At 57.0% G+C, this 23,691-nt stretch carries 17 protein-coding genes; 7 read left to right on the forward strand and 10 right to left on the reverse strand.

What is annotated here, in order from left to right; translation table 11 throughout:
* Window positions 1–46 precede the first annotated feature (46 nt).
* Complete coding sequence (locus KI611_RS10685; protein WP_226419803.1) at window positions 47–1,402, forward strand: HlyD family type I secretion periplasmic adaptor subunit; 1,356 nt, start codon at window positions 47–49, stop codon at window positions 1,400–1,402.
* Window positions 1,403–1,972: 570 nt separating this feature from the next.
* On the opposite strand, the gene KI611_RS10690 is transcribed toward KI611_RS10685, so the two are convergent.
* From KI611_RS10690 to KI611_RS10715, 6 genes are all read right to left on the reverse strand, one after another.
* Window positions 1,973–3,151 carry a VWA domain-containing protein gene (locus KI611_RS10690; protein WP_226419804.1) on the reverse strand — a complete coding sequence of 393 codons (1,179 nt, stop codon included), beginning with the start codon at window positions 3,149–3,151 and terminating at the stop codon, window positions 1,973–1,975.
* Entirely contained in the window at window positions 3,148–5,445 is a 2,298-nt protein-coding gene (locus KI611_RS10695) for a DUF5682 family protein (RefSeq protein WP_226419805.1), read from the reverse strand. The genes KI611_RS10690 and KI611_RS10695 overlap by 4 nt, the downstream gene beginning before the upstream one ends.
* Before the next feature lie 12 nt (window positions 5,446–5,457).
* Window positions 5,458–6,537, reverse strand: a complete 1,080-nt coding sequence (locus KI611_RS10700) for an ATP-binding protein (RefSeq protein WP_226419806.1) — start codon at window positions 6,535–6,537, stop codon at window positions 5,458–5,460.
* 11 nt (window positions 6,538–6,548) lie between these two features.
* Window positions 6,549–8,099: a DUF5691 domain-containing protein gene (locus tag KI611_RS10705; protein ID WP_226419807.1), complete on the reverse strand. Its 1,551-nt coding sequence runs from the start codon at window positions 8,097–8,099 to the stop codon at window positions 6,549–6,551.
* The gene (locus KI611_RS10710; RefSeq protein WP_226419808.1) at window positions 8,096–9,427 is read right to left on the reverse strand and encodes an SWIM zinc finger family protein; all 1,332 of its coding nucleotides are present in this window, start codon (window positions 9,425–9,427) and stop codon (window positions 8,096–8,098) included. Before KI611_RS10710 ends, KI611_RS10705 begins: the two co-directional genes overlap by 4 nt.
* 329 nt (window positions 9,428–9,756) lie before the next feature.
* Window positions 9,757–10,416, reverse strand: coding sequence for a hypothetical protein (locus KI611_RS10715; RefSeq protein WP_226419809.1), 660 nt, complete (start codon window positions 10,414–10,416; stop codon window positions 9,757–9,759).
* 568 nt (window positions 10,417–10,984) lie between these two features.
* Here KI611_RS10715 and KI611_RS10720 point away from each other — a divergent pair.
* The 6 genes from KI611_RS10720 to KI611_RS10745 all read left to right on the forward strand — a co-directional run bounded on the left by KI611_RS10720 (window position 10,985) and on the right by KI611_RS10745 (window position 15,856).
* Complete coding sequence (locus tag KI611_RS10720) at window positions 10,985–11,983, forward strand: hypothetical protein (RefSeq protein ID WP_226419810.1); 999 nt, start codon at window positions 10,985–10,987, stop codon at window positions 11,981–11,983.
* A 19-nt stretch (window positions 11,984–12,002) separates the two neighbouring features.
* Window positions 12,003–13,721, forward strand: a complete 1,719-nt coding sequence (locus KI611_RS10725) for a phospholipase D-like domain-containing protein (protein ID WP_226419811.1) — start codon at window positions 12,003–12,005, stop codon at window positions 13,719–13,721.
* Between the two features lie 165 nt (window positions 13,722–13,886).
* Complete coding sequence (locus KI611_RS10730; RefSeq protein WP_226419812.1) at window positions 13,887–14,450, forward strand: hypothetical protein; 564 nt, start codon at window positions 13,887–13,889, stop codon at window positions 14,448–14,450.
* A 12-nt stretch (window positions 14,451–14,462) separates the two neighbouring features.
* A complete protein-coding gene (locus KI611_RS10735) occupies window positions 14,463–14,807 on the forward strand; it encodes a hypothetical protein (RefSeq protein ID WP_226419813.1) in 345 nt (114 codons plus the stop codon).
* Window positions 14,808–14,882: 75 nt separating this feature from the next.
* Complete coding sequence (locus KI611_RS10740) at window positions 14,883–15,191, forward strand: hypothetical protein (protein WP_226419814.1); 309 nt, start codon at window positions 14,883–14,885, stop codon at window positions 15,189–15,191.
* 50 nt (window positions 15,192–15,241) lie between these two features.
* A complete protein-coding gene (locus KI611_RS10745; RefSeq protein WP_226419815.1) occupies window positions 15,242–15,856 on the forward strand; it encodes a hypothetical protein in 615 nt (204 codons plus the stop codon).
* 853 nt (window positions 15,857–16,709) lie between these two features.
* On the opposite strand, the gene KI611_RS10750 is transcribed toward KI611_RS10745, so the two are convergent.
* From KI611_RS10750 to KI611_RS10765, 4 genes are all read right to left on the reverse strand, one after another.
* Window positions 16,710–17,318 (reverse strand): M15 family metallopeptidase, encoded by a 609-nt coding sequence (locus KI611_RS10750; protein ID WP_226419816.1) that lies wholly within the window; start codon window positions 17,316–17,318, stop codon window positions 16,710–16,712.
* Between the two features lie 327 nt (window positions 17,319–17,645).
* On the reverse strand, window positions 17,646–18,050 hold the full coding sequence (locus KI611_RS22175; RefSeq protein ID WP_226419817.1) for a transposase family protein: 405 nt from the start codon (window positions 18,048–18,050) through the stop codon (window positions 17,646–17,648).
* Window positions 18,038–19,141, reverse strand: a complete 1,104-nt coding sequence (locus KI611_RS10760; protein ID WP_226419818.1) for a Wadjet anti-phage system protein JetD domain-containing protein — start codon at window positions 19,139–19,141, stop codon at window positions 18,038–18,040. Before KI611_RS10760 ends, KI611_RS22175 begins: the two co-directional genes overlap by 13 nt.
* The gene (locus KI611_RS10765) at window positions 19,138–23,688 is read right to left on the reverse strand and encodes a hypothetical protein (protein ID WP_226419819.1); all 4,551 of its coding nucleotides are present in this window, start codon (window positions 23,686–23,688) and stop codon (window positions 19,138–19,140) included. The genes KI611_RS10760 and KI611_RS10765 overlap by 4 nt, the downstream gene beginning before the upstream one ends.
* Window positions 23,689–23,691: the final 3 nt, after the last annotated feature.

Genomic DNA, 23,691 nt, shown 5'->3' on the forward strand with positions numbered 1-23,691 from the left:
CCGCCCTTGTTTTTTTCATTCTCTTGAAACACATCCGATGAAATCGATGTTCCCCACGAATGAAGTCGATCCCCTCGATTTCTCACCACCTCTGCTGCGTCTGCAGGATGCGCCGCCCAATCCTCTCGGCCGCAAGGTACTCTGGCTGCTGCTCAGCCTTTTAGCGGCCTTGTTGCTCTGGGCCATTCTCGGTCGCCTCGACATCGTTGCAGTCGCCGAAGGCAAGCTCATCCCCGAAAGTTACGTCAAGATCGTCCAGCCTTCCGAGTCGGGTATCGTCAAGGACATCCTGGTCCGGGAAGGACAAAGCGTCAAAGCAGGCCAGGTATTGATGCGGATGGATACGCTGATCAGCGAAGCCGATACCAAATCCATTGATGCTGACTACCAGCGCAAGCGCTTGGCGCTACGTCGGATACAGGCTGAATTGTCAGGCGCCCCGTTCAAAACGGAGGCCAGTGACCCAACAGGGCTTGCCCAAGAGATCAATGCCCAATACCGCGCCAATCGTACGTCCTTCGAAGCGGCACTCGCCGAAGAACGCTCCCGGCTGAGCAAGGCCAAACAGGAGTTGGCCGCTGCCGAGCAGATCAAACGCAAACTCGAAGAAACCTTGCCGCATTATCGGGAGCAGGACAAAGCCTACGAAAAGCTCGTCAAGGATGGCTTTGCCGGTTCACTAATGGGTAGCGACAAGAAACGCGAACGGGTCGAAAAAGAGCAGGAACTGCAAACCCAAGCCTTCGTCATCGAATCGGCCAGAGCCAGCCTGCTCCAATCCGAGAAGAAACTGGCCCAGATCGATTCCGACTATCGCCGGCAACTGCATGTCGAACGCAATGACATTCAAGGGCAGTTTGACAAACTAGCCCAGGAGGCGACCAAACAGGCGCACAAGCAGGAACTGCTCGAACTCAAAGCGTCGCAGGACGGGGTAATCAAAGATCTGGCCACCCATACCGCGGGGACGGTCGTCCAACCCGGCACCGTATTGCTCACTCTCGTGCCGCAGGATGAAATCCTCCGGGCCGAAGTATGGGTCAGCAATGAAGACATCGGCTTTGTGCGCCAGGGGCAGCCGGTCAAACTTAAGTTTGCGGCTTTTCCATTCCAGAAATACGGCATGGTCGAAGGAATAGTTGAGCATGTCAGCGCTGACGCTTCGGATAACAACACCGGCAATGGCAACACCCAGACCGATCCGGCCAGGAAGAATCAGCCGCTGGTTTACAAGGCGCTGGTCGCACTCAAGCAGATGAATTTGGCGATGGATGGCGAACGTTTTCTGCTCTCGGCCGGGATGCAAACCAATGCGGAGATCCGACTGGGCGACCGGACGGTGATGGAGTATCTGTTGTCTCCGGTCAGGAAGGCGTGGCATGAGGCGGGACGGGAGCGGTAACAGCCCGCTCATTTCCGATAGAAGCCACATGCCGCGCTGCGCTTGCCTTCTGGCTCGTACGGCTTCGCCAATCCGAACCCAGATTGTTTTTATCAAGAAAACCCCTTATCTGGGTGAGGAAGTAACAAAAACCGCTTCGATCTGCCATCAATCCAGTATCGGTATTGTTACAGATATGCAGATATCGACTGGGGGGAAGTGATCGGAATTAGTGGCCGACATTAGATTGGAAGGAGTGTCAGTTTTCATCAAAATACGCAACTGATCGCCCTGTGCATCGCAACAGCAGCCCAGAACAGGCCATACCCCCAAGTACGATAGAGCCGAGATAATTGTTCTTCTTGAAGTCGATGGTCGAGCCCGATGGAGCCGAGAAACCGCGCCCACGGAACGAGATAGATCGCCCCGGTAGTCCAGTCCAGTTTTTGGGATGCGGCGACGAAGGTGACAATCGACAGGCCGAAGATGCCCAGGGCGGTCGGGTCGGAAAGGATAATTTTTGTTTCGGTAATGACCCTATGTTTAGCCGCAGGACGGCACGTCCTGCATACAACCCGAGACGTAAACGTTTCAACGTTCTGCCCGCGCCGTCACGATTCCCTGCTGGGCTGCCCACAGGCCGACGTCCTCACGGCGAATGGCGGCGGCCATCAGGCCGGGAAACTGGTCCGGCGTGCAGGCGAAGGAGGGCACGCCCAGCGCGGCCAGCTTGGCGGCCAGGCGATGGTCGTAGGCCGGAGCGCCTTCATCGCTGAGCGCAAGCAGGGTGATCACCTGGACGCCGGATTGGACCAGTTCGCTGGCTCGTTGCAGCAGATTCCGCTCGACGCCGCCTTCGTAGAGATCGGAAATCAGCATCATGATGGTGTTGCGCGGATCGCGGACTAGCGACTGGCAGTAGCCGACGGCCCGATTGATGTCGGTGCCGCCGCCGAGTTGCACGCCGAACAGCACTTCGACGGGATCGTTCAATTGCTCGGTGAGATCGACGACGGCGGTGTCGAAAACCACCATGTGCGTCTTGACGGCCGGGAGGGAGGCCATGACGGCGCCGAAAATGCTCGAATAGACGACGGAGGCGGCCATCGAGCCGCTCTGGTCGATGCACAGGATGACTTCGCGCTGGGTACGGCGGGCCTTTCGGCCGTAGCCGATCAGACTTTCCGGGATGATGCTGTGGTAGGCTTCCTGCCAGTGTCGGAGATTGGCGCGGATCGTACGGTTCCAGTCGATTTCGGCATGCCGCGGTCGCCGGTTGCGGACAGCTCGATTGAGGGCGCCGGTGACAGCACTGCGCATCGGCTCCTCAAGCTTCTTCATCAGCGCATCGACCACCTTGCTGACCACAGCGCGTGCTGTATCCCGCGTTTTGGCCGGGATGATGCCGCGCAGCGACATTAACGTGGCGACCAGATGCACGTCCGGCTGCACAGCTTCAAGCATTTCCGGCTGGAAGAGCATGCTTTTCAGATCAAGGCGCTCGAAGGCGTCCTTCTGCATCACCTGCACCACGGAAGCCGGGAAATACTGGCGGATGTCGCCCAGCCAGCGGGCGACACGTGGCGAGGAGGCGCCGCTGCCGCCGCGCAAGCCTCCGGGTTCGTCGGCGTCGTAAAGCGCGCTCAGCGCTTCGTCGATGCGCAGGTCTTCGCCGGCGAGCATGCCGCCGCACGACGCTTCGGCTGGCTCGCCGAGGACCAGACGCCAGCGCCGCTTGCGTTCGTCATCCGTTATCGCGATTTCACTCATGCCTCGACTCCCAACAACAGACGCAACAAAGGCAAGGCCTGCTCGGCACGTGCCGCATCCCAATCCGGCAGTGGGGCCTTGAGCACGGTAGTGGGCGAACGGCCGGCCCGCTCGCCGAGTTGCCGGCGCTCCGGCATGCTGAAGGCGGCAAAAGCGCGACGCAGCAAGGGCAGCTCGCGGGTAAAGTTGTCGTCGCCCAGCGTGCCGAGCCAGCTATCGACCATGGCCCACAGTTGCGGGTCGTGCAACAGCACCATGCCGCTCTGGTTGAGAAAGCCTTCAAGCCAGGCGGCGGCCGGTCCCGGATCGTTGCCGACCGACAGGGCCTGGCTCATGCGCTGCGCCGTTTGCTCCGGGCTGGCCACCTGTTCGTCGAAAAGCAGGCGGCTGGCCAGACCGCAGATCAGGCCGTGGCAACTGCCGAGTTGGGCGAGGCGGTTCAGCGCCTGCTGCCATGCCTCCTGCAGGTTTGGACGGGCCAGTAGGCGCAGCGCCTGATGTGTCGCGACCAGGTGCTCGCGCATGGCTTGAGCGGCCTCGTCGTCGAGCGTCGAACAGGCTCCGGGCAAGCCGATGGCGGCGCGTGGGACGAGGCTGTCGAGAAGATGTTCGACCATGCCAGCATCGGTCTGCCGAACATTGCCGTAGCGCGCAATATTGGCCAGTGGCGGCACGGTGGCCAGCAGTTGCTGAACATCGCTGACCACTGCGGCTAGATCTTCCAGGGCTCGGGAGGCCGGGATGATGGCTGCTTCCAGGTCGGCCAGCAGGACCCGGTTCACCAGCTCGGAGAGTTCCGGCAGGCTGGTTGCCGACTGCGCCTTGTCAATCGCTCGGGCGACGGCGGCTTCGTGCACGCTGTTGCCCCAACGGCTGGCATTGATCACGGCAAGCGCCAATTCCGGCTCCCACTGGAGGTTCCACACTTCGTGGAAGCTGCCCTTAGCACTACGCCCGGCCCGGTTCAGGGCGCCCCAGCCGATATCGAGCAGCTTGAGCCGGTGCAGCAAGTGGCTACGCGCCAGGTCGTTGCTCTGGCGCAGGTCAAGGTCGAGCGGCTTTTGCGTTGCTTCCGCCTTCAGGCGCAGGCTTTTCTGCTGCTGCGCCAGATCGCGCTGCAGAGGCATGGCCGGGGCCGCTTCGGGGATGCTGCCGAGGCGGTCGCCGACGATCAATTGGCGGCGGATCAGTTGCATTGGCGCCTCGTCACCCATGCAGACGACGGTGCGCAGTGCTTCGGTGAGTTCATCGAGGCCCGCTTGCGGGCGTTCACGTAGGGCAGCCAAGGCTTCGGCCAGACGGACCGCTTCGATGATGTGGGCCGACGAGCAATCCAGCCCGTTGTCGCGGAATAGCCGGGCCGCCCGTGCCAACCAGCCGATCGCTCGATCGCCGCCGGGGCTTTGCCAGAGATGTTCATACCAGCCGGGCGAGGCGACGCCGGCGCCGTAGCCGCTGGCGAAACTGAGGTTGTGGTAGGACCAGGGCACCCAGGTGGCGGTCACCTTGATTTTTGGCAGGCCCTTGAGGCGCTCGTTGTCAATCTTGGCCGGCGGCATGTCGACCAGCGCCGGCACGTGCCACGCACCGCAGACCACGGCAATGCGCTGGAAACCATCTTTTTGCGCCTGGCGCAGGCATTTGCGCATGTGTGCCTCGCGTAGCGCTTCGCGGTGTTCGTCATTGGCCGTGCGGACGCGGGCCGGTGCCTCGCGGCGCACGCTGCTCATTGCCTCGCGGATTGCGGCGAAGAGTTCCAGGCTGTCGCCGCGCTCCTCGACCATGTGGTTCCACCACGCCTCGCCATCGCCGTAACCGGCGGCCCGGCCCAGCCAGTCCAGCGGATCGCCGCTCGGCCCGGCATCTTCGGCAACCGCTTCTGCCGAGTCTGCGGGCGGTACTTCGTATCCAGCCAGCTCGGCCCTGCCTGCGCCGTTTTCTTCCTCGGCCGGGCGCTCCAGCGCGAATCGGTTGCCGGCGGGCAGATCGATGAAGCGGGCCGGAATCTGCCGTTCCAGCGCAAAGCGCAAGGCATTCCATTCCGGGGAGAAGGCGGCGAAGGGATAGAAGGCCGCTTCCCGCGCATCGTCCGGGTTATAGACGAGCAGGGCGACCGGCGGCACTAGCCCGTCGGCCAGCAGTAGCGCCAGCATATCCTCGCCGTCGGGCGGGCCTTCAACCAACAGACAATCGGGTTGGAGTTCCTCGAGGGCGCGCAGCAGGCTGCGGGCGCAACCCGGTCCGTGGTGGCGGACGCCGAACAGGTGGAAGGGCGTAACAGCGTAATCGGCCATGGATTGGGGTGCCTAGTCCTGTTCCCGGCAGGCGCGGTAGAGATCCTTCCAGTCGCTGCGTTCCTTCATGACCGTTTCCTGGTATTCGCGCCAGACCACGGTGTCCTGAACCGGGTCCTTGACGATGGCGCCGACCAGGCTGGCCGCGATGTCGCCGGCGCGCAGCACGCCGTCGCCGAAATGCCCGGCCAGTGCCATGCCGCTGTTGATCACCGAAATCGCCTCGGCCGTGCTCAGGGTGGCGCTCGAGGCTTTGAGCTTGGTCTTGCCATCTTCGGTCTGGCCGTTGCGCAATTCGCGGAATATCTGCACGACTCGGCGCACTTCCTTCAAGGCTGGCGGTTCGCCCGGCAGTTGCAGAGCCCGGCCAAGTTCGGCAACGCGTTTGGTGACGATACTGACTTCCTCTGCCTCGCTGGCCGGCACCGGCAGGATGACCGTATTGAAGCGCCGTTTCAGCGCGCTGGACAGTTCGTTGATACCTTTGTCGCGATTGTTGGCGGTGGCGATGACATTGAAGCCGCGCACCGCCTGCGCCTCGATCCCCAACTCGGGTACCGGCAGCGATTTTTCGGAAAGGATGGTAATCAGGGTGTCCTGCACATCGGCCGGGATCCGTGTCAGCTCTTCGACGCGGGCTGTCTTGCCCTGTTCCATGGCGCGCATCAGCGGGCTCGGCACCAAGGCCGCTTTCGAAGGCCCCTTGGCCAGTAGTTCAGCGTAGTTCCAGCCGTAGCGCAGCTGTTCTTCGCTGGTCCCGGCGGTGCCCTGGATGAGCATGGTCGAATCACCGCTGACGGCCGCCGCCAAATGTTCCGAGACCCAGGACTTGGCGGTGCCCGGCACGCCAAACAGCAGCAGTGCGCGGTCAGTGGCCAGCGTGGCGATGGCGGTCTCCATCAAGCGCCGGTTGCCGATGTACTTGGCACTGACCTGGAAGCCATTGGCCAGCTTGCCACCCATCAGGTATTCGGCCACCGCCCATGGCGAAAGCATCCAGTTTTCCGGCCGCTCGCGGCTATCGGCCTTTTTCAGTTCTTCGAGTTCCTCGGCAAATTGTTGTTCGGCATGCTGGCGCAGGATTTGGCTCATGAAGGTGTCCGCTATCTGAGAATTTGGTGGAGGATTTTTCGTTGTTCGAGGATGGCCAGGATGCGGGCCAAAGTCTTGCTGAAGTACTCTGTTTCCGGGCGGCCGACCGGCCAGCCTTCCGCGGCATCGGCGAAACAGCCCGACGGAATCAGGCAGACCAGTTCGGGCAGGACTTGGCAGATCCGGTATATCCCGCTGTTGATATTGGTGGGTTGGTTCACCAGTTGGCGGACCTCGGCCAGGACGCGGCGAGAAAATTCTTCGGACATTTCTTCGCCGCTCGCGGAAAAATTCTCGACCAGGCGAGCCAGCAGGTCACCTTGGCTGAAGTGGCGCAGCCCGGTCTGCAAAAGCACCAGCCAGTGCTGTTCGCGTTCCCGCACCGGCAGGCCGGCCAGCAGTTCGAAAATATTGAGTGGCAGGTTGAGGGATTCGGCGTTGACCAAGAATTCCGCGGCCCAGCGTGCGTCCGGCTGGCGCTGCAAGGCTTCGCTCCAGGCTCGCAGCATGGCTTCGCTCCAGTCCGTGCCACGGACCCACTTGATCAACTCGGCTGGCGACAGGCCCGTCGTTTCCAACCACCAGGCCAGGGGCAAGGCGCGGGCAATCTGGTAGAGCCACCAGGCTCGTTCGCCCAGACTTTCGCCCTTCGCGCGGCCTTCTTCCAGGGCATCGTCCTTCCAGCCCGCGCCGAAAGAAGTCGGCGCTTCCAGGGTGCGCACGGTGCGGAACAGTTTGCGTTCCTCGCCAAGGCAGGCCGCCATGCGCCCGGTCATGCGCGTGCTGTAGCGGCTACCTGGCAGGCAGGCCAGCAGGTTGGCGGCGCGCTGGCGTACTTCCTTGCTGCGGTCGGCAAGCAGCGTTTCGAGGAAGTCCTCGTCGGCGCTAGCCAATCCGCACCCCATCGACTCCAGTAGACTGGCCCGCTCGCGCGCTTCGAGCTGGGAAAATCCATCCTGCAACAGCGCACGGGCCTGGCCCGGATCGTTCTTGCGCACTTTGTCGAGCAGCAGCTTGCGTTGTTCCGGGCTGCCATGATCCCAAAGGGTCGGGTCAGCTATCGGGTCGGCGCCGCCTACGGCCCAGGTCCAGGCTGGATTGAGCGGCGCCAGCCATTGGCCGCGCCGACCCAGTACAGCGAGGAGCGCCGGCCGCAAATCGGGGGTTTTCTGGCCCAAGGTCAGGGCTCGCGGCAGCAAGCCCGGCGGCAAGCAACGACCGGTGCTCGCCAGTCGGCCGAAGGCCTCACGGCGCAATGGATCGGGGCCATCCGCGAGTATTTGTTGCAGCGTCGCCCCAAGTACTGGGTGGTCTACCGTAAGCCGTTCTTCCGCCAGGCATGCCTCGGGCAGCGCGTCCTCAGCAAGGGCCGGCACATAGCCGGCTGCGGCGCAAACAGCCAGGCTGCCGGCGTAACGCAGAACGCGCACTTCGTTGCTGTCTTCGGGTGGGCAGGCAGCCAGCAGTAATTCGCCGAGAGCACCCGACAACTGGGGCAAGCAGGGAGGGCGGCGTTCGCTGCCGAGCAAGACCTGGGTGGCCAGTTCGTGCAGGAGCTTCATGCCATCTCCGTTTCTTCCTGCCAGAGCACTTGCTCTCGCCAGGCGCTGAGTGGTCGCAGGGCTTCGCCATCCCATTCGCCGAACACAGCGAGCGGCGTGCCGCCGCTCGCCGCGAGCAGCTGCCAGCCGTCCTCTTCGCGCACTTGCAAAGGCAGGCGGCGCTGGCCGGGGCCATGGAGCGACCAGCCCCAGGCGCCGGAGCACGGTACGCCGTCACCGACCAGCAGTGGATGTGGCGATTGCCAGGGATTAGCAGCAACAGCCCGGGTGAGTGTCTCAAGGGCCACATCGACGCTGTCGGCGACCGGGAGCGGCTTGACCGGTTGCAGTCGTGCATCGTCCACTGCAATCGCCCGCAGCGGCAGGTTGCCGGGAAAAAAAGCCAGCTCGGCATTCACGTTACTTGCCGTGACATAGCTCTGGGCAAAGCGGCGGCTGCCGTGGGCGAAGTCGAGCAGCATGGCCAGGCGTCCCGATTGCCGACCCTGTAGCCAGACCCGGCGCATCCACAGAGCCCCTTCCTCGTCGATGGCCTGGCCGAGTACCCACCAGTCGTCGCTTAGCCGCTCGCCGCTGGCCAGCACGCTCTCGCGCTCGATGGTCATGCCGAGGGCGGCGCGCACATCCTGTTGTACGGCGGGCGGCAGGTTGTCGAGACGCCGAAAGGCGTCGATCAGCAGCCGTAACTGGCCCAGGCTGCCCAGCACGTGGCCCGGCCAGTCTTCGGTCTTGCCGACCCGGCTGCCGATACGACGCAGCCGGAAGGCCAAGCCCGGCAATTGGGCGTCAATCATGCGCCTTGCCAGTTCCTCCCAGATCGCTGTTTGCCCGGGCAATTGCGCCAGGCCCTGGCGCAGGCGGTCGTTCAGCCAGCGCTCGAGTTCTTCCAGGCCACCGCCCATGCGTTGCAGGCGAGTCCCTTCGCGGCGTGCTATCGCTTGTGGATCGGCCGGCGCTTCGCGCTTTTCGGCGATCCTGGTCTCCTGCTTTTCAGCCCGCTGCTGGCGCGACGCCAGCCATTCACTGACCCAGGCTGGGGCGGGCGCCGCAGAAAAATTCGCGGGGTTTTGCGCCATCAGCAGCAAGAGCGCCAAGCCATGCTTGCAGGGAAATTTGCGACTCGGGCAAGAGCACCGGAAGGCCGGGCCGGATTTGTCGACCTGCACCTGATAAGGTTTGCTACCGCTACCCTGGCACTCGCCCCAGATCGCCTGTTCGTCGAATTCAAGACGCGGCCATTTACCGCGAATGACCAAGCTCTTGGCCGCTTTGGCCGAAGCCTCGTCGGGCGAAAGCTGCAGGATTTCGCCGGCGCTCAGCTGCATCATCAAATGGCCTTCCCTCAGGATAAGCGGGAATTTTAGGCGGATGGCATTGGTTCAGACAAGCACAGTTTGCGAGGTGATTCGGCCAAATTCTTACTTGGTATGGCAACCTTCTAATTTTCGTGTCGAAGGCCAGATGGACTTTCGAGCCCGGTGTCCCTTCTGCGTCATCGAAGATTCCCTTTAGAGGCGCGGTTCGGCCAAAGGTCAGCTTTGGCCGAGATCCGGCCATCTTGGGGATATTATCGTCGGAGAAATATACCGTTGCAGTGGGCATCAGCTATTGCCCTCGGTCGAATCGCGCGGTGTTTCGTTGCATTTCTGCTTTCGACTCAACGCAGAGGCGGGATTCCGGAGATAAGGCTGACCAAGGTTACCTGCCTATCCGTTTTGGTTTTCGCAAAGACAGCTCGCAATTGCGTCTTTATTGTTGGTAATTTGACGCCTTGAGAACCTGCGTACTCCTCTAACGTTTCGCCATGGCACAAGGCACGCGCTAATCTAGCCTCAGCTGCCGAAAGTCCGAACAACAACATTAGTTGCCTTGCGCTGGCAATTCGGCGACGCCCAAGCGGGAACACCATGCAAGCCACATTTTGTGATGGCTCAGTCTGGATTTTTCCTGCTCCAGCGTTCGGTTGCAGAAGTATCATATAGCGCGTTTTTCCTGCCGGTTCGCACTCGCAAATCAAAGTTTCTGCTTTGCCGAGGCGTGCTACCCGTTCAATCGCGCTGGATAACAATGCATTGAAATTGGGTTCCGGCGACCAGATTTTGTTGTGGTGAATTCCAAGCACGGCCCCCAAGCGCAGGAATGTGGTTGAACGTTCATCTATATCAAGGATTCGGCCTGTTCTAGAAATCAGAAAAGCGGCCACATACGGAGAGAAGAGGGCGGTTGTGCCTTGGTCAATATACTGGCGGATGACACGACAATGCTGAAGAAAGTCCAGTTCAGTTGGCGCCTCAAAATGCCGCTCATGCAGAAACATACAGTCTGCACACAGGGGTTCCTGATTCGCTCCTAGAGCACAATTCGATCGAATGCCACGACAAGTTGGGGAGTGATTCGCCCCCCCCTTGTCGGTGCCATCTAATGATGCTTCGTCGGATGTTAGCCCGTTGCCTCTCTGATCAATGTTCCGTCCCCCCGCGCCTAACGACGCTGATGATTCATCGTCCCCACGATTCCCTTCAATGCACGACCATCATCCATGTGGATGATGCACATGGACTATGACAAAGAGTAGTCTTTAACTCAACTATTTTAGAGCGGTGCATTACTGTAGGGCAGTAATGTCAAATGAAGCGTGGGCTGTTGGATCTTTTTGTTGCGGAAGTAGTTTTCACGTAGATGCGATGTTGAGAATAAGGCGTGTGTATTGATTGCCTTACGTTTCCCTATGGAACTCTAAAACGACAGAAAACCACATATCAGAGGACGACAACGGCAAGAATACGATTTTCTAGAACTTGATGGCCATTGCACCAAAATGTTATCCATTACACATATAGGTACGCAGGACCAAGGAGGAAATTTTGATGCGACGAATGTGTGGCATGGTAGCGCTGATAGTGGCACTAAATGTGTTCATCGGTGTGCCCGAAGCGGCGTGTGACAACGGCTCTCCGGTCACCAAGAAAGACTCGGGCCCGTCGATGCCAGTGAAGGAAGCGTCGACGCCGGCCGAGGCGCAGGCCCCCAGTGGCGCAACGAAGAACGAGACAACAGCCAAGAAAGACTCGGGCCCGTCGACGCCAGTGAAGGACGCGTCGACGCCGGCCAGGGCGCAGGCCCCCAGTGGCGCAACGAAGAACGAGACAACGGCCAAGGAAGGCAGCGGCACGGGGCAGTCTTCGCCGGAAAAACCCCCCGGCAGCTACGACAAGGCCGCAAAGGTGTTGTTCGTCGCATTCACGATTGCACTGTTCCTTGAGTCTGCGCTGGCGGCGATATTCAATTGGCGGCCCTTCGTCCAGACCTTCGTCCGCGGCACGCGGACCGTGGTGGCGTTCGCAGTTTCCTTGCTGCTGGTGTTGATAGAGCCGCGGCTGGATGTCTTCAGCAAGCTGGTGGGGGCCATGTTTGAACCGCCGCAGGACCCGGACCTGGGATTAGTCGGCACCGTACTTTCGGCGCTGATGTTCGCGGGCGGAAGCTCGGGCATCAACACGCTGTTGGTGGCACTAGGTTTCCGGTCCATGCGGACACCGGAGTCGGTGGTAGCCAGGCCGAAGCCAACCGAGGCGTGGATCTCGGTTCGGCTCGGTCAGAAGCCGGAGGTGCCGGCGCGCGTGATGATGAAGACCGATACGGTTGCCAATGCTACAGAGCAGGTCATCGGCATCATCGACGGCAGCTCGCCCCGCTTCGCCTGGCTGCGCTATTTCGTTCGCGACAAGGGGCGGTTTCCGACCAGTGGCGGGTTCCCCGTGCTTGGCGGCCTGAGCTACACCTTCACGGTGGAGACGGTGCGCAACGGCAAGGCCACCGTCCTCGGTCCCTGGGGTCCGTTCCCGATCGCCGCCGGGGCGATCATCGACATTGGATTCGATTGACTGCGCAGCGGAGGGCAAGATGGCGAACGAATGGCACGTAGAAGGCAATAATCCCCGGGCGAAATTCACGCTCAGGATCCACCGCGGCGAAAGCATGGTGTTGCTGGCGATGGACTGGAAGGAACCGCAGCCGCCGAACGACTTCGTCGGCTTCGCCATCGAATACAAGGAACCCCAGGGTGATCGCTATTTCGCGCTGAACAATCGACTCGGATTTCGCACGGCCCAGGGCGCGGTCGACGGCAGGACGCTGTCGACGAAGGAGTCGCCGCTGCAGAAATTCCGCTGGGTGCATTTCCCGCGCAATGCCGAGCTCGGCGGCGCGTTCACCTACCGGGTCAGTCCGGTCTTCATGGCCGATGACGACAGGCTGAGCTACGGCGATTACCAGGAAGCATCCCTCGAACTCGGGCGGGTCACCATCGAAGGTGAGCTGAACGTGGCCTTCACGCGGGGCTTCGTGTCGTCGCAGGCTTTCGTCGAAAGATACGCGAAGACCGCCGCCGAGATGGCGACTCTGCTGCCACGCAAGGCAGATGAGGGCCTGCACTTCCAGCCCCAACACGCAAACGCCCAGAAGGCCCTGGAGTGGATGGGCTTCGAGGCCCGCGAAGCGCTGCTGAGCCTGCTCGACGAAGCGCTGCACGACGCGAGTGCCACGGTGCGCGTCGTTGCCTATGACCTGAACGAACCCGAGGTCGTCAATCGCCTGGTCGCGCTGGGGCCGCGGCTGCGCATCATCATCGACAACAGCCCGGACCATTCAAAGGCCGGCTCGGCCGAAAACGAGTCGGAGCTTCGCCTGGTGGCTTCGGCCGGCCGCGATCAAGTCCAGCGGCAGCACATGCAGGGCCTGCAACACAATAAGACTATCGTGGTTGACGGCAGCAAGTCCCAGTCGGTGGCGTGCGGTTCGACGAATTTCAGCTGGCGAGCCTTCTACGTGCAGGCCAACAACGCGGTCGTGCTGCGCGGGAAAAAGGCGGTTGCAGTCTTTGGCGCTGCCTTCGAAGAATATTGGAAGAACAGCGTGTCCGGGTTCGAGCAGTCGGTCTCGGCGTCGCAGTGGCACGACCTTGGTTTGCCGTCGGTCGATGCGCAAGTTACCTTTTCGCCGCATAACTCAGGTCACGGCTTTCTCAATGAGATCGCCAACGACATCCGTGACCACACCACGTCAAATCTGTTCTTTTCACTCGCGTTCCTGTACCAGACGAAAGGCGCGATGAAAAATGCCATCCTGAAACTCACCGCAGACAACGACATCTTCATGTACGGCATGTCAGACCAGGAGGTCGGCGGTTTGGATGTGCTTGAGCCCAGCGGAAATGTCATCGTGGTCAGGCCTGAGGAACTTGGCAAGGGCGTGCCCGAGCCTTTCAAATCCGAGCCGACCGGCGGCAAGGGCATCCGGATGCACCACAAGTTCATCGTGATGGACTTCGGCACGCCTAATGCGCGGGTGTACACTGGGTCCTACAACTTCTCCATCCCCGCCGACGGCGCGAACGGTGAGAACCTGCTGGTATTCCGCCATCCGCGAGTAGTGACCGCGTACGTTGTCGAAGCACTGCGCCTCTTTGATCACTACCAGTTCCGCATTTCATCGGCACGAGCCAAGGGTGCGGGCAAAGACCTTGCGCTGCGCCGCCCACCTCGAAAGGAAGGTGAAGAGCCGTGGTGGGCCGACTACTACAACGACCCGAGGAAGATCAAGGACAGGAAGCTGTTTGCCTAGAGTCTGTCGTCATTTACTTGATGCAAACGAACGATCTTCCCCGGCAGACAAACGAGGCAAATTGTTTAGCCACCCTCTCATTTGGAGTGATGGCATTAACGGCAACATTCACATAATTCATGCAATTAGGGCGCACTAGATACTTCGGAAACCATGGGGGCAAACATGAAGAGAGGCATTGCGACGCTAGCTGTGGTTACAACCACGTTGCTGGTGGGTTGCGCAAACATAAAACTTGTGAGCGACTATGACGAGGTGGTCGACAAGGGAATTACTGAATTCTCAGAACAATTCAATACTCACATGAAGAATATGGCTGAGTTAGGTGGCAAACAAGAAGGGACGTATGACGCCACATTTAGAACGTATAACGCTCTTGATTCAAAATTAGACATCTTGATAGCTCGAGCCTCGGCTGCGTCAGAAGGAAACGCTTGTAAGCTCGAAACCAGAGTGTTCCAAAAAATATCTGTGATACTGAAATCCAAGGCTCCTCTGGATCTCCTCCAAGGTTCCGACGCAACAGCCTCTACGGAAAGTGCATGTAACGCCCGCCTTTTGATACTAGTTAAGGAGCAATTATCAAGTATTCGTGAAATCCACAAGGATAGTGACAAATGCAAAGGCATTTCGTGTATCAGAGCGGCGACTGCTAAAGACGCAATGGCGATCACCAATCAGTCAATAACTGCAGTTTCAGTTGTTGAAGCCGCTAAGAAATCTCAATAAGGGGACGCAATCATGGCAATTAGCGCAGACGAAATATTTGCGAAGATATCAGATGCAGCTGAGGGGGCATTCAAGGACGGTTGGGCAGCCGTAAAAGGTTATGCGCCTGCTGAGTTCAAGAAGATGGCAGTTCAGCTAGAGAGTATTGCGGAAAATATTGCACAGTATCAAATCAATTCAAATGAGGGTTACAGTCCTGCGACCGGCAAGATTCTTTTCCGAATGCAGCGAACTGCTTGCGAATCTGTCTTTGTGGCGGTAACGCATCTAACGCTAATCGCTGTACAAAAGGCACTCAACGCTATAGTCAAGGTCCTAAAGGAAGCGTTCAGTGCGGTGTTAGCGGCCGTGTTGTAACGCCTTGGGCAGTTCCCTAGATCATCATCGAGTTTGTTCGAGCGCGCTAGGAAATTATCCAATAGGGGAGGTGTCATGGAAGCATTAGGTATGCTCAATGCCCTGATCGGGTTGGTGCTGGTATATTTTGTGTTGAGTTTGATCGCAAGCGCGATAACGGAGTGGGATACCCAGCTCCGTGGCTTTGTCTTGGCCCAAGTTACAGTTCATGCCTTTTTCGAGCATCCACAGGTCCAGGCACTGCAACAGGACTCAACGCGAAAACCCTCGTATATCCCAACGGGTAGCAAAACCCTCCGACGTGAAATGGCACTACGCGTTCAGGATCATTCTATATCTGGCTATTCGCAGATATTGGCGAACACACATGTCGTTGGCGGCTGAGGAGAAACGTTAACACTCTCATTTTTTTGATAACCAGTCGCGAGTTCAAATTGGAATCTCAACAATCCATTACGAACCTGAATGACGAGGATCGTTCACGTATACGTGCGGAGGAAATATTCCGTGACGAAATTCGCGCAAGCCTCTGCGAAAGGGAATCTACGAAATGGCAGTCACGTGTTTGGAAACTCCTGAACTCATCATTTGCAATCTTCTTGCTCTCCAGTGTTGTCCTTGGAGCAATATCCTGGCAGTACCAAAGGTGGGTGTCGAACGAAAACAAGCAAGTTGAACGTGTGCAATTGCGTGAAGAGGCATCGCTGGAGTTGGGTTACCGCTTCTTTATAATGCGCGAGATACTTAAGGATACAACGGCGACAGGACGTGACGGAGTCTACGTACGGGCTGTATTTTTTGGGCAGGAACCTTACGCACCGGCAGAGGCTCGATTCAAAGCAGTATCAGTCCCTGCTTTGATGTTTGTGCTTCAACGGGAAAAGCTAGACGATCCTTTCGAAAAGATAATCGCCGAAGTTATGCCGGAAATGTCTGTCGCTGTTCAGCGATTAGCCGACTCTAAGGAGGAGAAACCTCTTGATAAAAAGACTCGTGAAGAGTTGCTGGACGCAGTCACTAAAATAAAATTGCTTTCAATTCGGTGGTGACGTGGTGAGAGCCCTATCTTCAACCGGAGATCAGAACAGCCAAACCAACCGTACTGGCACCAATGGGAAATCTGTATGGGTGAGCTCTTTTCAAGCCGGTTGAGGGCTGCCGTAAGGTGCGTAATCGTCCAGGAAATGAATTTTGTATTCCTGCATGGCCGTTAAGCGTCCAATGGAGTGGTTATGTCAATAGAATTTGAAAAGGAAGAATACTTCGCTTTAGTAAAGACAATTGCTGACTCAGATCAGCGCTTGCTCACAATGAAGAGTTGGGGGGTGACACTTAGCCTCGTTGCGCTCGGGCTTGGATTTCAATACCGTGCGTATGGCTTCTTTGTCGTTGCGGCGATAAGCAGCTTGGCATTCTGGATCGTCGAACACGCAAGCCGCAGGCACCAGATGCGGCACTATGTCCGAATGCGTGAGATCGAGCTAAATAACTACCTTAGAGAGTCAGAAAGTGATCGACCAAAGTCTGCGCCACGCATAGACTGATCATGGCACACGGCTAAGTGCATTCTTGCCGGCGACGTGGATTCACAGCACACCGAGGTAATACTGCCCAAACAGAAAAATATTTGGTACTCGCATGCTTGGCTGATGCCGCATGTGGCGTTGCCCCACGCCTTAACTTTCGTTGTAAGCGCAATTCTCATCTATCTATGCATCGGGGGGCACCTGGTATATTTTACGCTTGGCACCCCTCCGATCACAAAATGAAACAACCCCACCAGCAAGTCAATATTGAACGGCTGCTTCAATAACAGGCTTCCATAAGACAAAGTCTAGGACGCTTATTCGGGCGATATCCGTGCCACTGTTACTGTTAAATATGGGACTCAGATGAAACTCACTAAGCGTAGACAGCTCTTCCGTCGCCCAGCCTTGAACGCAGTTCGGCGAGCATCTGCTTCTCGGTAATATCAGCCGCCCACGTTGGTCTTAGCTGAAAGTGGGGCTGATCAACGATTGTTTTCCAGTTACCGCCCCAATCAAGACCCAAATCTACTCCCAACGCACCGACAGCTTTGTACTTGGGCGAGTCAGGCAAGTACTTGGCCCCTTCGAAAACTCCAACATCAAACGCAATACCAAAGTTGTGATTGGAGTATCCACCTCGCGCATTCGTTACGACACTCCCCGGGGTTGTCCGTCCTTGATCATACAGAGCATCTTGTTCCGCATAGGTTCGCAAGCCACTGATGATTTTGATTGTAACTCCAGCTAATGAGGCCTTCTGCACGAGCGCACGGGCAATCGGCTGCACCTGAGGCAATAGTGTGGCGATTACCTTTTCGCTACGACTATCCACTGGAGAAATGGAATCCGATGGATTCTGAGCATTTATCTTTTTCTCGACTAAGCGCTCGTAGATAGCGTTCCAGGTTTGCGGACCCGCCTTGCCATCAATATCGATTCCGAGTACTTGCTGAACTGCTTCAATTATTTCTTCAATACGCATGGGTGTCTCTAGGTATTGGTGTGATAACGGATATTCAGGCGAAGAAACGCCGAGATTGTTATCAAAAAACTGAACAAGGCATAATTTCGCGAAAGTATTTTGGATGACATAAAGATTATTCCATCCGTTTGTCTTTATCAACCTATTAATCGTACGGACAGAGCCAGTGTTCGCTATGGAGCGATCATTCTAAATGAGCGGTTGTGGCCGGCTTGAGGCTGTGAGGACATAAATCCGCACCGAACTCCGGACATCAGGGCGATAATGTCAAACGGAGTAGGGCGGCGAACTCATTTGCTATTCCCTTCAAATGGTCCTCTAATCGGGTCATTCTCGCTTCCGGCGTTCGTAATCCCCGCTGGCTCGAAGCAATGCTCTGATAGTGCCTTCCGAAAGACCGCTTTCCGCAGCGATTTTGGTGAATCGCCGTGAAGGAGCCTCGTTCCTAATCCATTGGACAAGCCTGTCGGTCATTCGCCGATTGCCTGCAATGCCTTCGACGCTCTCATAGAAGGAGCGTCCGCAATCCTTGCAACGGAAGCGGCGTGTGATGACCTGCAACACCACGGGCTTTCCGTTCTCGGGAATATCCGCGACCGATTGGGTTCGTTTCCCGAAACCCACGACCACCGAGGAGCCACAGGATGGGCAAGGCGATGGTTCTCCCGTTATCTCGACATGGAGAATGGTTTTGTCGCCTTCCTCGGTCTTTCCCTTTGCTATCGTTGGCATTTCCCTTGCCCCACCTCGTCGAGGGACATGGAGGCAAGCCTTGCGATTTCCTCGCGGCTAACCGCTTCCTGGTCGATGCCTCTATCCGAGCAGATGGAAGCCAAGGGCATTGCGTCCTCGGGGACACGCTCCGTCGTTCCTTGTTTTTCCTTGGCTGTCGCCTTGGTGTATGGATGCGATATCCCTCTTTCCATCGCTTCCTGCATCGGGAGGTATAGGGCACTCACCCGAAGTGCTGGAAGCCTCTTACGAAGGCTGGCGTAGATGCGTAGCCCCTCTCTATCCAAATCGCCCCAAAACAGGATTTTGGGGTGTCCAAGGAGCGTTTTCAGAGATGGTGGATTGCCCTTTCTAATCAGAGGAACAAGTCTGTCTGCTTGGGCGACCGCTTCCGTCAGGCTGTTGCCGTATGACTCTCCTGAACGGGAAAGCCCATACCCGTATGTGACGACAAGGGCGATTTTGTGGGAACACCCTGCGGCAATGGCTTCTTCGAATGAATGCGGGTTCTCGATGAGCAAGACCGCTTCTGGATTTTCAGAACCGGCGACAACCACTTGAGGAATGGCATCGGGGAAGGCGCTGATATCGATACCGAAGGCTTTCAAGGAGGAGGTAGGAAGGCTGCCGAGCATTTTAGATGAACCAAGGAGATACTTCGCCGAGACGACGAAGCGAGGCGTGTTCTTTTCCGTTTCTTGAGCCGATTTGAGACCTATCAGACCGCTTGCAAGGTCTCGCATGTCGGCATCCGAAAAGCCCTCCAACCTGTCATGACAGGGAGCAAGCATCGCCGCTTCGCTCTCGTCCATTTTTATCGCACTAAGAGCCTCTCGCCATCTGATGAGCGAGACAGGCTCCTCGCGTTTGGGGGCTTCAATCGTCAGGGATACCCTTCCAAAGGCTTCTCCGTGTTCCGAAACACCTTCGGTGATTCCTTTGCGTGCCAACTTGCCCAAGGTCATCTTGGCTTCCAACGGGTCGATACCAGCCATTTTCGCAACGCGTCCGACCAACCCCTTGCCTTGCAGGAAGTCCCGCCCGCCCATCAGAGTCCAAAGGGCTGAGATGACCTTTTCCTCTATGTTCATGCCGCGTCCGTCAGTTTATGGAATGAAGAAACTTCCATCGCTCCCAGACGAGAACCAACCTCCTCGGGGGCAAGCAGGCGTCTGGTTTCGCTTTCCGCATACATGAGGTTTCCGCCGATTTCTCGAGCAACGATATAGGAGGGGAAATAGGCAAAGTCGTTCTTGTAGTTAGGTTCGTGCCCCGTGATGATGAGTTGGAACTTGCCTCTCTTGCCTTTGACGCTATCCAAAGCATCCGTGATGAGACGCTTGTCGGAGAGGTGTGAGAAGGCGCCGTCGATGATGACGAACTGCGTCCTCATGCTGCGGACGCGCTTGCGAGCGGCCGTACTGACGTTCTGCCGTTGAAGTTCCCGCTCCGTCACGTAGTCCGCCATCTTCACGATCCAGAGCAGGGACATCGCGACTCCCTGACCAGAAGAAACCATGTTCTTTTCAAGTTTCAGAGATTTGTGGCTGATGGATGGAATACATACGCGAATCGTCGGTTCGAGGATGACATTCTTATAGAACTCCTCGCGGATTTCCTTCCTCATGTTTTTCGTATAGCGGGAGCGAAGGGCTTCATCGTTGCCGAGATTTTCGCTGTTCTTCTCACTCTTCTCGACCTTGTCGACAATGCCCGTCAGGACTGTTCGGACATCACCCATGTCCGCCACTCTCGCTTCAATATCGAAGCCGGCGGAGATGATTTCGCCAGAGGCGGAATCGCGGACAGGCTTGAAGACAGACCTCATTGCCTCGAAATTGGTTGGCAGGCGGCGAGTGAAATTTTCTAGCCACGAGCCGATGTCTCTCCACTCCTCTTCAAGGTGAGTGCTTGCAGTTTCGTTTGCTATCCGACTCTTGTTGAAGTTTTCGGTTGTCGCATCAATCATACGAACCAATTCGCCGATATCTTCCTTGGAGCCTTCCAGACCAATTCGCATCTGCTCGCTCAGGGCGATGGTTGAATCCCCCTTGACGCGGTCTATTTCGCTGGCAAGAAGACTCCTTGCCGACTTCAATGTGTTTCTAGCCGTGTTGACCTCATGTTTCATGGTCGCAGCCTCGATTTCATCGAGAGGGCTTCTCATCGAGAGAATGGCTTTCACCATATCGCCGACCGATGTGGCAAGCCGAACCTCTTGAGCGGCAATAGATAACGGATGTTCCTCCAATCGCTCCGACGAAATGGGAGCAGGGATAACCTCTGCCGTCGCCACTTCCTTACATTTCTTCCGCAACTCACGGATGAAGTTATCGATATCGGCGATTGCCGAAAGGAGTTTGAGACCGCTCGCTTCCATTATCGATTTGGACTCTTCCAAAGCGGGGATGCGTTTCTCAATGATGTCATTCAATTCAGGCGTGATGACCGCAAGTCGAGTCTCGATTTCCTGTGGACGCTTGTCTCCCGACTTGATGAATGATTCCGCAAGCTCGAACCTAAATCCCTTGCGTTTCTCGGCAGCCTGTTTCGCGTCAAGGTATTGCGTTTCCTTGGTTGCGGCAGTTTTCATGAAAGCGGGACCGCCCGCATCGATAAACCTTCCAATGCTCTTTAGTTTGGGAATTTCCGTTGCTTTTTCGCTCGCAGTTCTAAAAGCCGTTTGCAGGGCTTCCCGCTTCTCTGTGAGCGACTGGGCATCCGCTTCATAACGGGAGTGCAATTCACCCGACAACCTTGCTTTCTCTTCCGCTGTGGCGAGTGCTTCGGCGAGTTCGTCTTCCGATGTATTGCCCATCAAGCCGCGATATTCGATTGCGGCTCGAATGGAATCGCCGGCTTCTTCCGATGCCCTGTCTCTCAAACGCGGCAAGGCTTCTTCGAGTTGCGACGCTTCTTCCTGCAAAGCTCCATCCTTGGCAGGGAAGCCCTTCTCGATAGCCTCCCGAGCCTTGCGAGCAACGATTGCTTCCTGTCCTTCGGGGTCGAGTTCCTTAAATCGCTCTTGCTTTTCTCCAAGGGTCTCGGTTGCCTGATTGATTTGGGTATCAAGAGCTTCCTTTTCCCGCTCGACCAAGGTCGGGTCTAACAGGCAATCGACAGGACGAGTTCTGACGCCAACCAACCATGTTCTTGCCACGGAGCCGTCATAGGCAATGGTCGTGCTGCGGCAGAATTCGGCAAGTTCGGACGAGACGAAGACGGGAGACTCAATCCCCTTTGTCGCAAGCATGGAAGCGACTTCAGCCGCCCGTTCGGCGGCTCCATAGACAGGAGAGAACAGAAGAGCCGAGAACATCGACAGGACACGCTCTTTTCTGTCCTGCTGCAAACCGATTTCATCGATGAATGCGTGCAGGGGCTTCGCATCCGTTCCCGCTAGGTCGAGGACCTCACGGGCTACCTTGCCTGGTGCGACCGCAGCCTTATCGAGATCCGCTCTGCGAGCTTTCATGTCTTTAATGTGATCGCCAAGATTGGCTATTTCCGTCGAGAGAGCAGTCCGTTCCTGCGAACGCTTCTCCAACCACGCTTTCGGGTCTTCATCCTTGCCATACGCCTCTGCAAAGGTTTGCAGCGAGGACAAGACATCCGCCATTGATGCCCGTTCAGCGGTAATGGTTGAAACTCGCCTATCTGCATCAGCAAGTTCTTTCTTGACCCGACCAAGCAAACCTTCGGGGTTCTCGTTCCCAAATCTGTTTGCAAAAGCCTGAACACGGGGACGCAACTTCTCGATGTTTTCCGCTTTTGCAGTCAATGTCTCGAAAGCCTTCTTGTCCGTCTCGGCTTTGCCCTTGGCATTCTTGGCATTATCGGTAGCAGCCGCCAACTTTTCCCTGTTGGCGTTCAATTCCACTTCGGCGTTGCCCTTTACCTCTTCTAACGCTTCGGCATACTCCAAAGGGTCGGCATCTTCCCCATGTTTCGCCACGAACGCCTGCCATTCCTCGAAGCTGTTCTTATTCAAGGCGACGTTTTGTCGGTGTGCCGAGAGGGTCAAGTCGGCAGTGGAAAACTCCTTTTCCGCCTTTTGCCCTGTCTGGAACGGTGAACGAAGTTCTTCCTCGGAGAAAAGAGCACTATCGGTCATGCGACGGTATTCGGCTTGTTGCAATCCGATTTGCTGTTGCTCGTTTTTCAGGTTGACGGATTCCTGATGCAGAGCGTTTCTCCGTTCAGAAAGAACAGTTCGTTGACCATTGAGCGTGTTAATTTTTTCCGTCAGTTGGCGATGTTCGATTCTTGCGGGATTCGTGTCCCCGTATGCCTCAACCCAATCGAAAGCATCTTTTACGAGTTGGCTTGCCGATGCCCTCGTAAATGAATTTTTGAAGTTGGTCGTTGCCGCTAACCAAGACATCGCGGCGTTGAGGTCATATAGGGTTGTTGCCGGACCTCTCTGCGATGTAGTAGCAGCCTCTTTCGAAAAACTATAGACATTAAAATCAATAAGTTGAGAATTGTCGGCGGGGGTGGTTAAAGTCTTATCCATGCCGTCTCTATCATTCACATTACTTGGTTTTTCACCTGTAAACAGTTCGAATGCTCTATCAGGCAAAAACCAGTTTCCACCCTGCATTACCATAGAACGAATGAGGATGGGAGCCTCTTCGGGAGGCTGACGCAATAGCCCAGGAATTGGGTCGTCTACCACGACAGCCTTCAATGCTGCATGTTGAAGCGAAAATTCGGCGACCTTGCGTTCCGTTGTCTCTTTTGCCTCTACGACGGCATCAGCCTTCGTCTTGACCCGCTCAAGTTCTTCGAGGACTCGTTTTGTCTTCTCCAAGTCGTCAGCGGTCTTCGCGGTGCGAACCTTCGCCTTGATGATTCCTTGAACCTTCTGATGAATGACATCCTCGATGCCTCGTTCGTCGGCATATTCCTCGACGCTGCCCATCATGTCGACGAGAAGTTCGGGAGCCAGCCGTTCATAAAAGACAGCTTCCGAGAATTGCTTGCCACGAGGCGGATTGACATCGAAATATCCGCTGCTGCCTTCGGCTCCCTTCGCCTTCTGATAGACAAGCTGCTGTTCGATGCTTGGCATGTCGAAGATACCCGAGACATGCTCCCGCCAATTAACGCGGGTGTCCTCCCGTTGCGTTGCAGGGAAACGACCAGGCATGACCGACAACTTGTCGAGGAAATCCTGATTTCCTGTCAGCGTAATCCTGTTTCCTTCACGTCTACCGATTGGGCAATCATCCAAGGTTCCGCGATAGGCGTAGACCTTGAATGACCCGCTCTCTCCAGCATTTCCATACAAGCCAAAGACCACCGGTGTCCCGCCTGCATCGCCACCCGATTGAACAACCAAGTCGACGGGGGAGTCGTCTTCAACCCAAATGTAGGTCTCGATTCGGATGTGGGTGTAATGCCCTGTAGATTGCGGAGCAAAATGGTTCTTGCGAAGTTCGTGAATGCTCTTGTCGTGTGCAAGCAGTGCGAGGATGGTAAGAACGAGTGTGCTTTTGCCTCGACCGTTCGGCATGTTGATTGCCGTGTTCTCGCTTTTGAGGTCGAAGACTTGGAAAGTCCAGTCGGGACGCCAAGGGTCTTCCCGCCTGCTGTTCATGAAGTTGGAAACCTCGATTTTGTTTATGAGCGGCATCTG

It is taken from the genome of Dechloromonas denitrificans, assembly GCF_020510685.1.
Lineage (GTDB): Bacteria > Pseudomonadota > Gammaproteobacteria > Burkholderiales > Rhodocyclaceae > Azonexus > Azonexus denitrificans_A.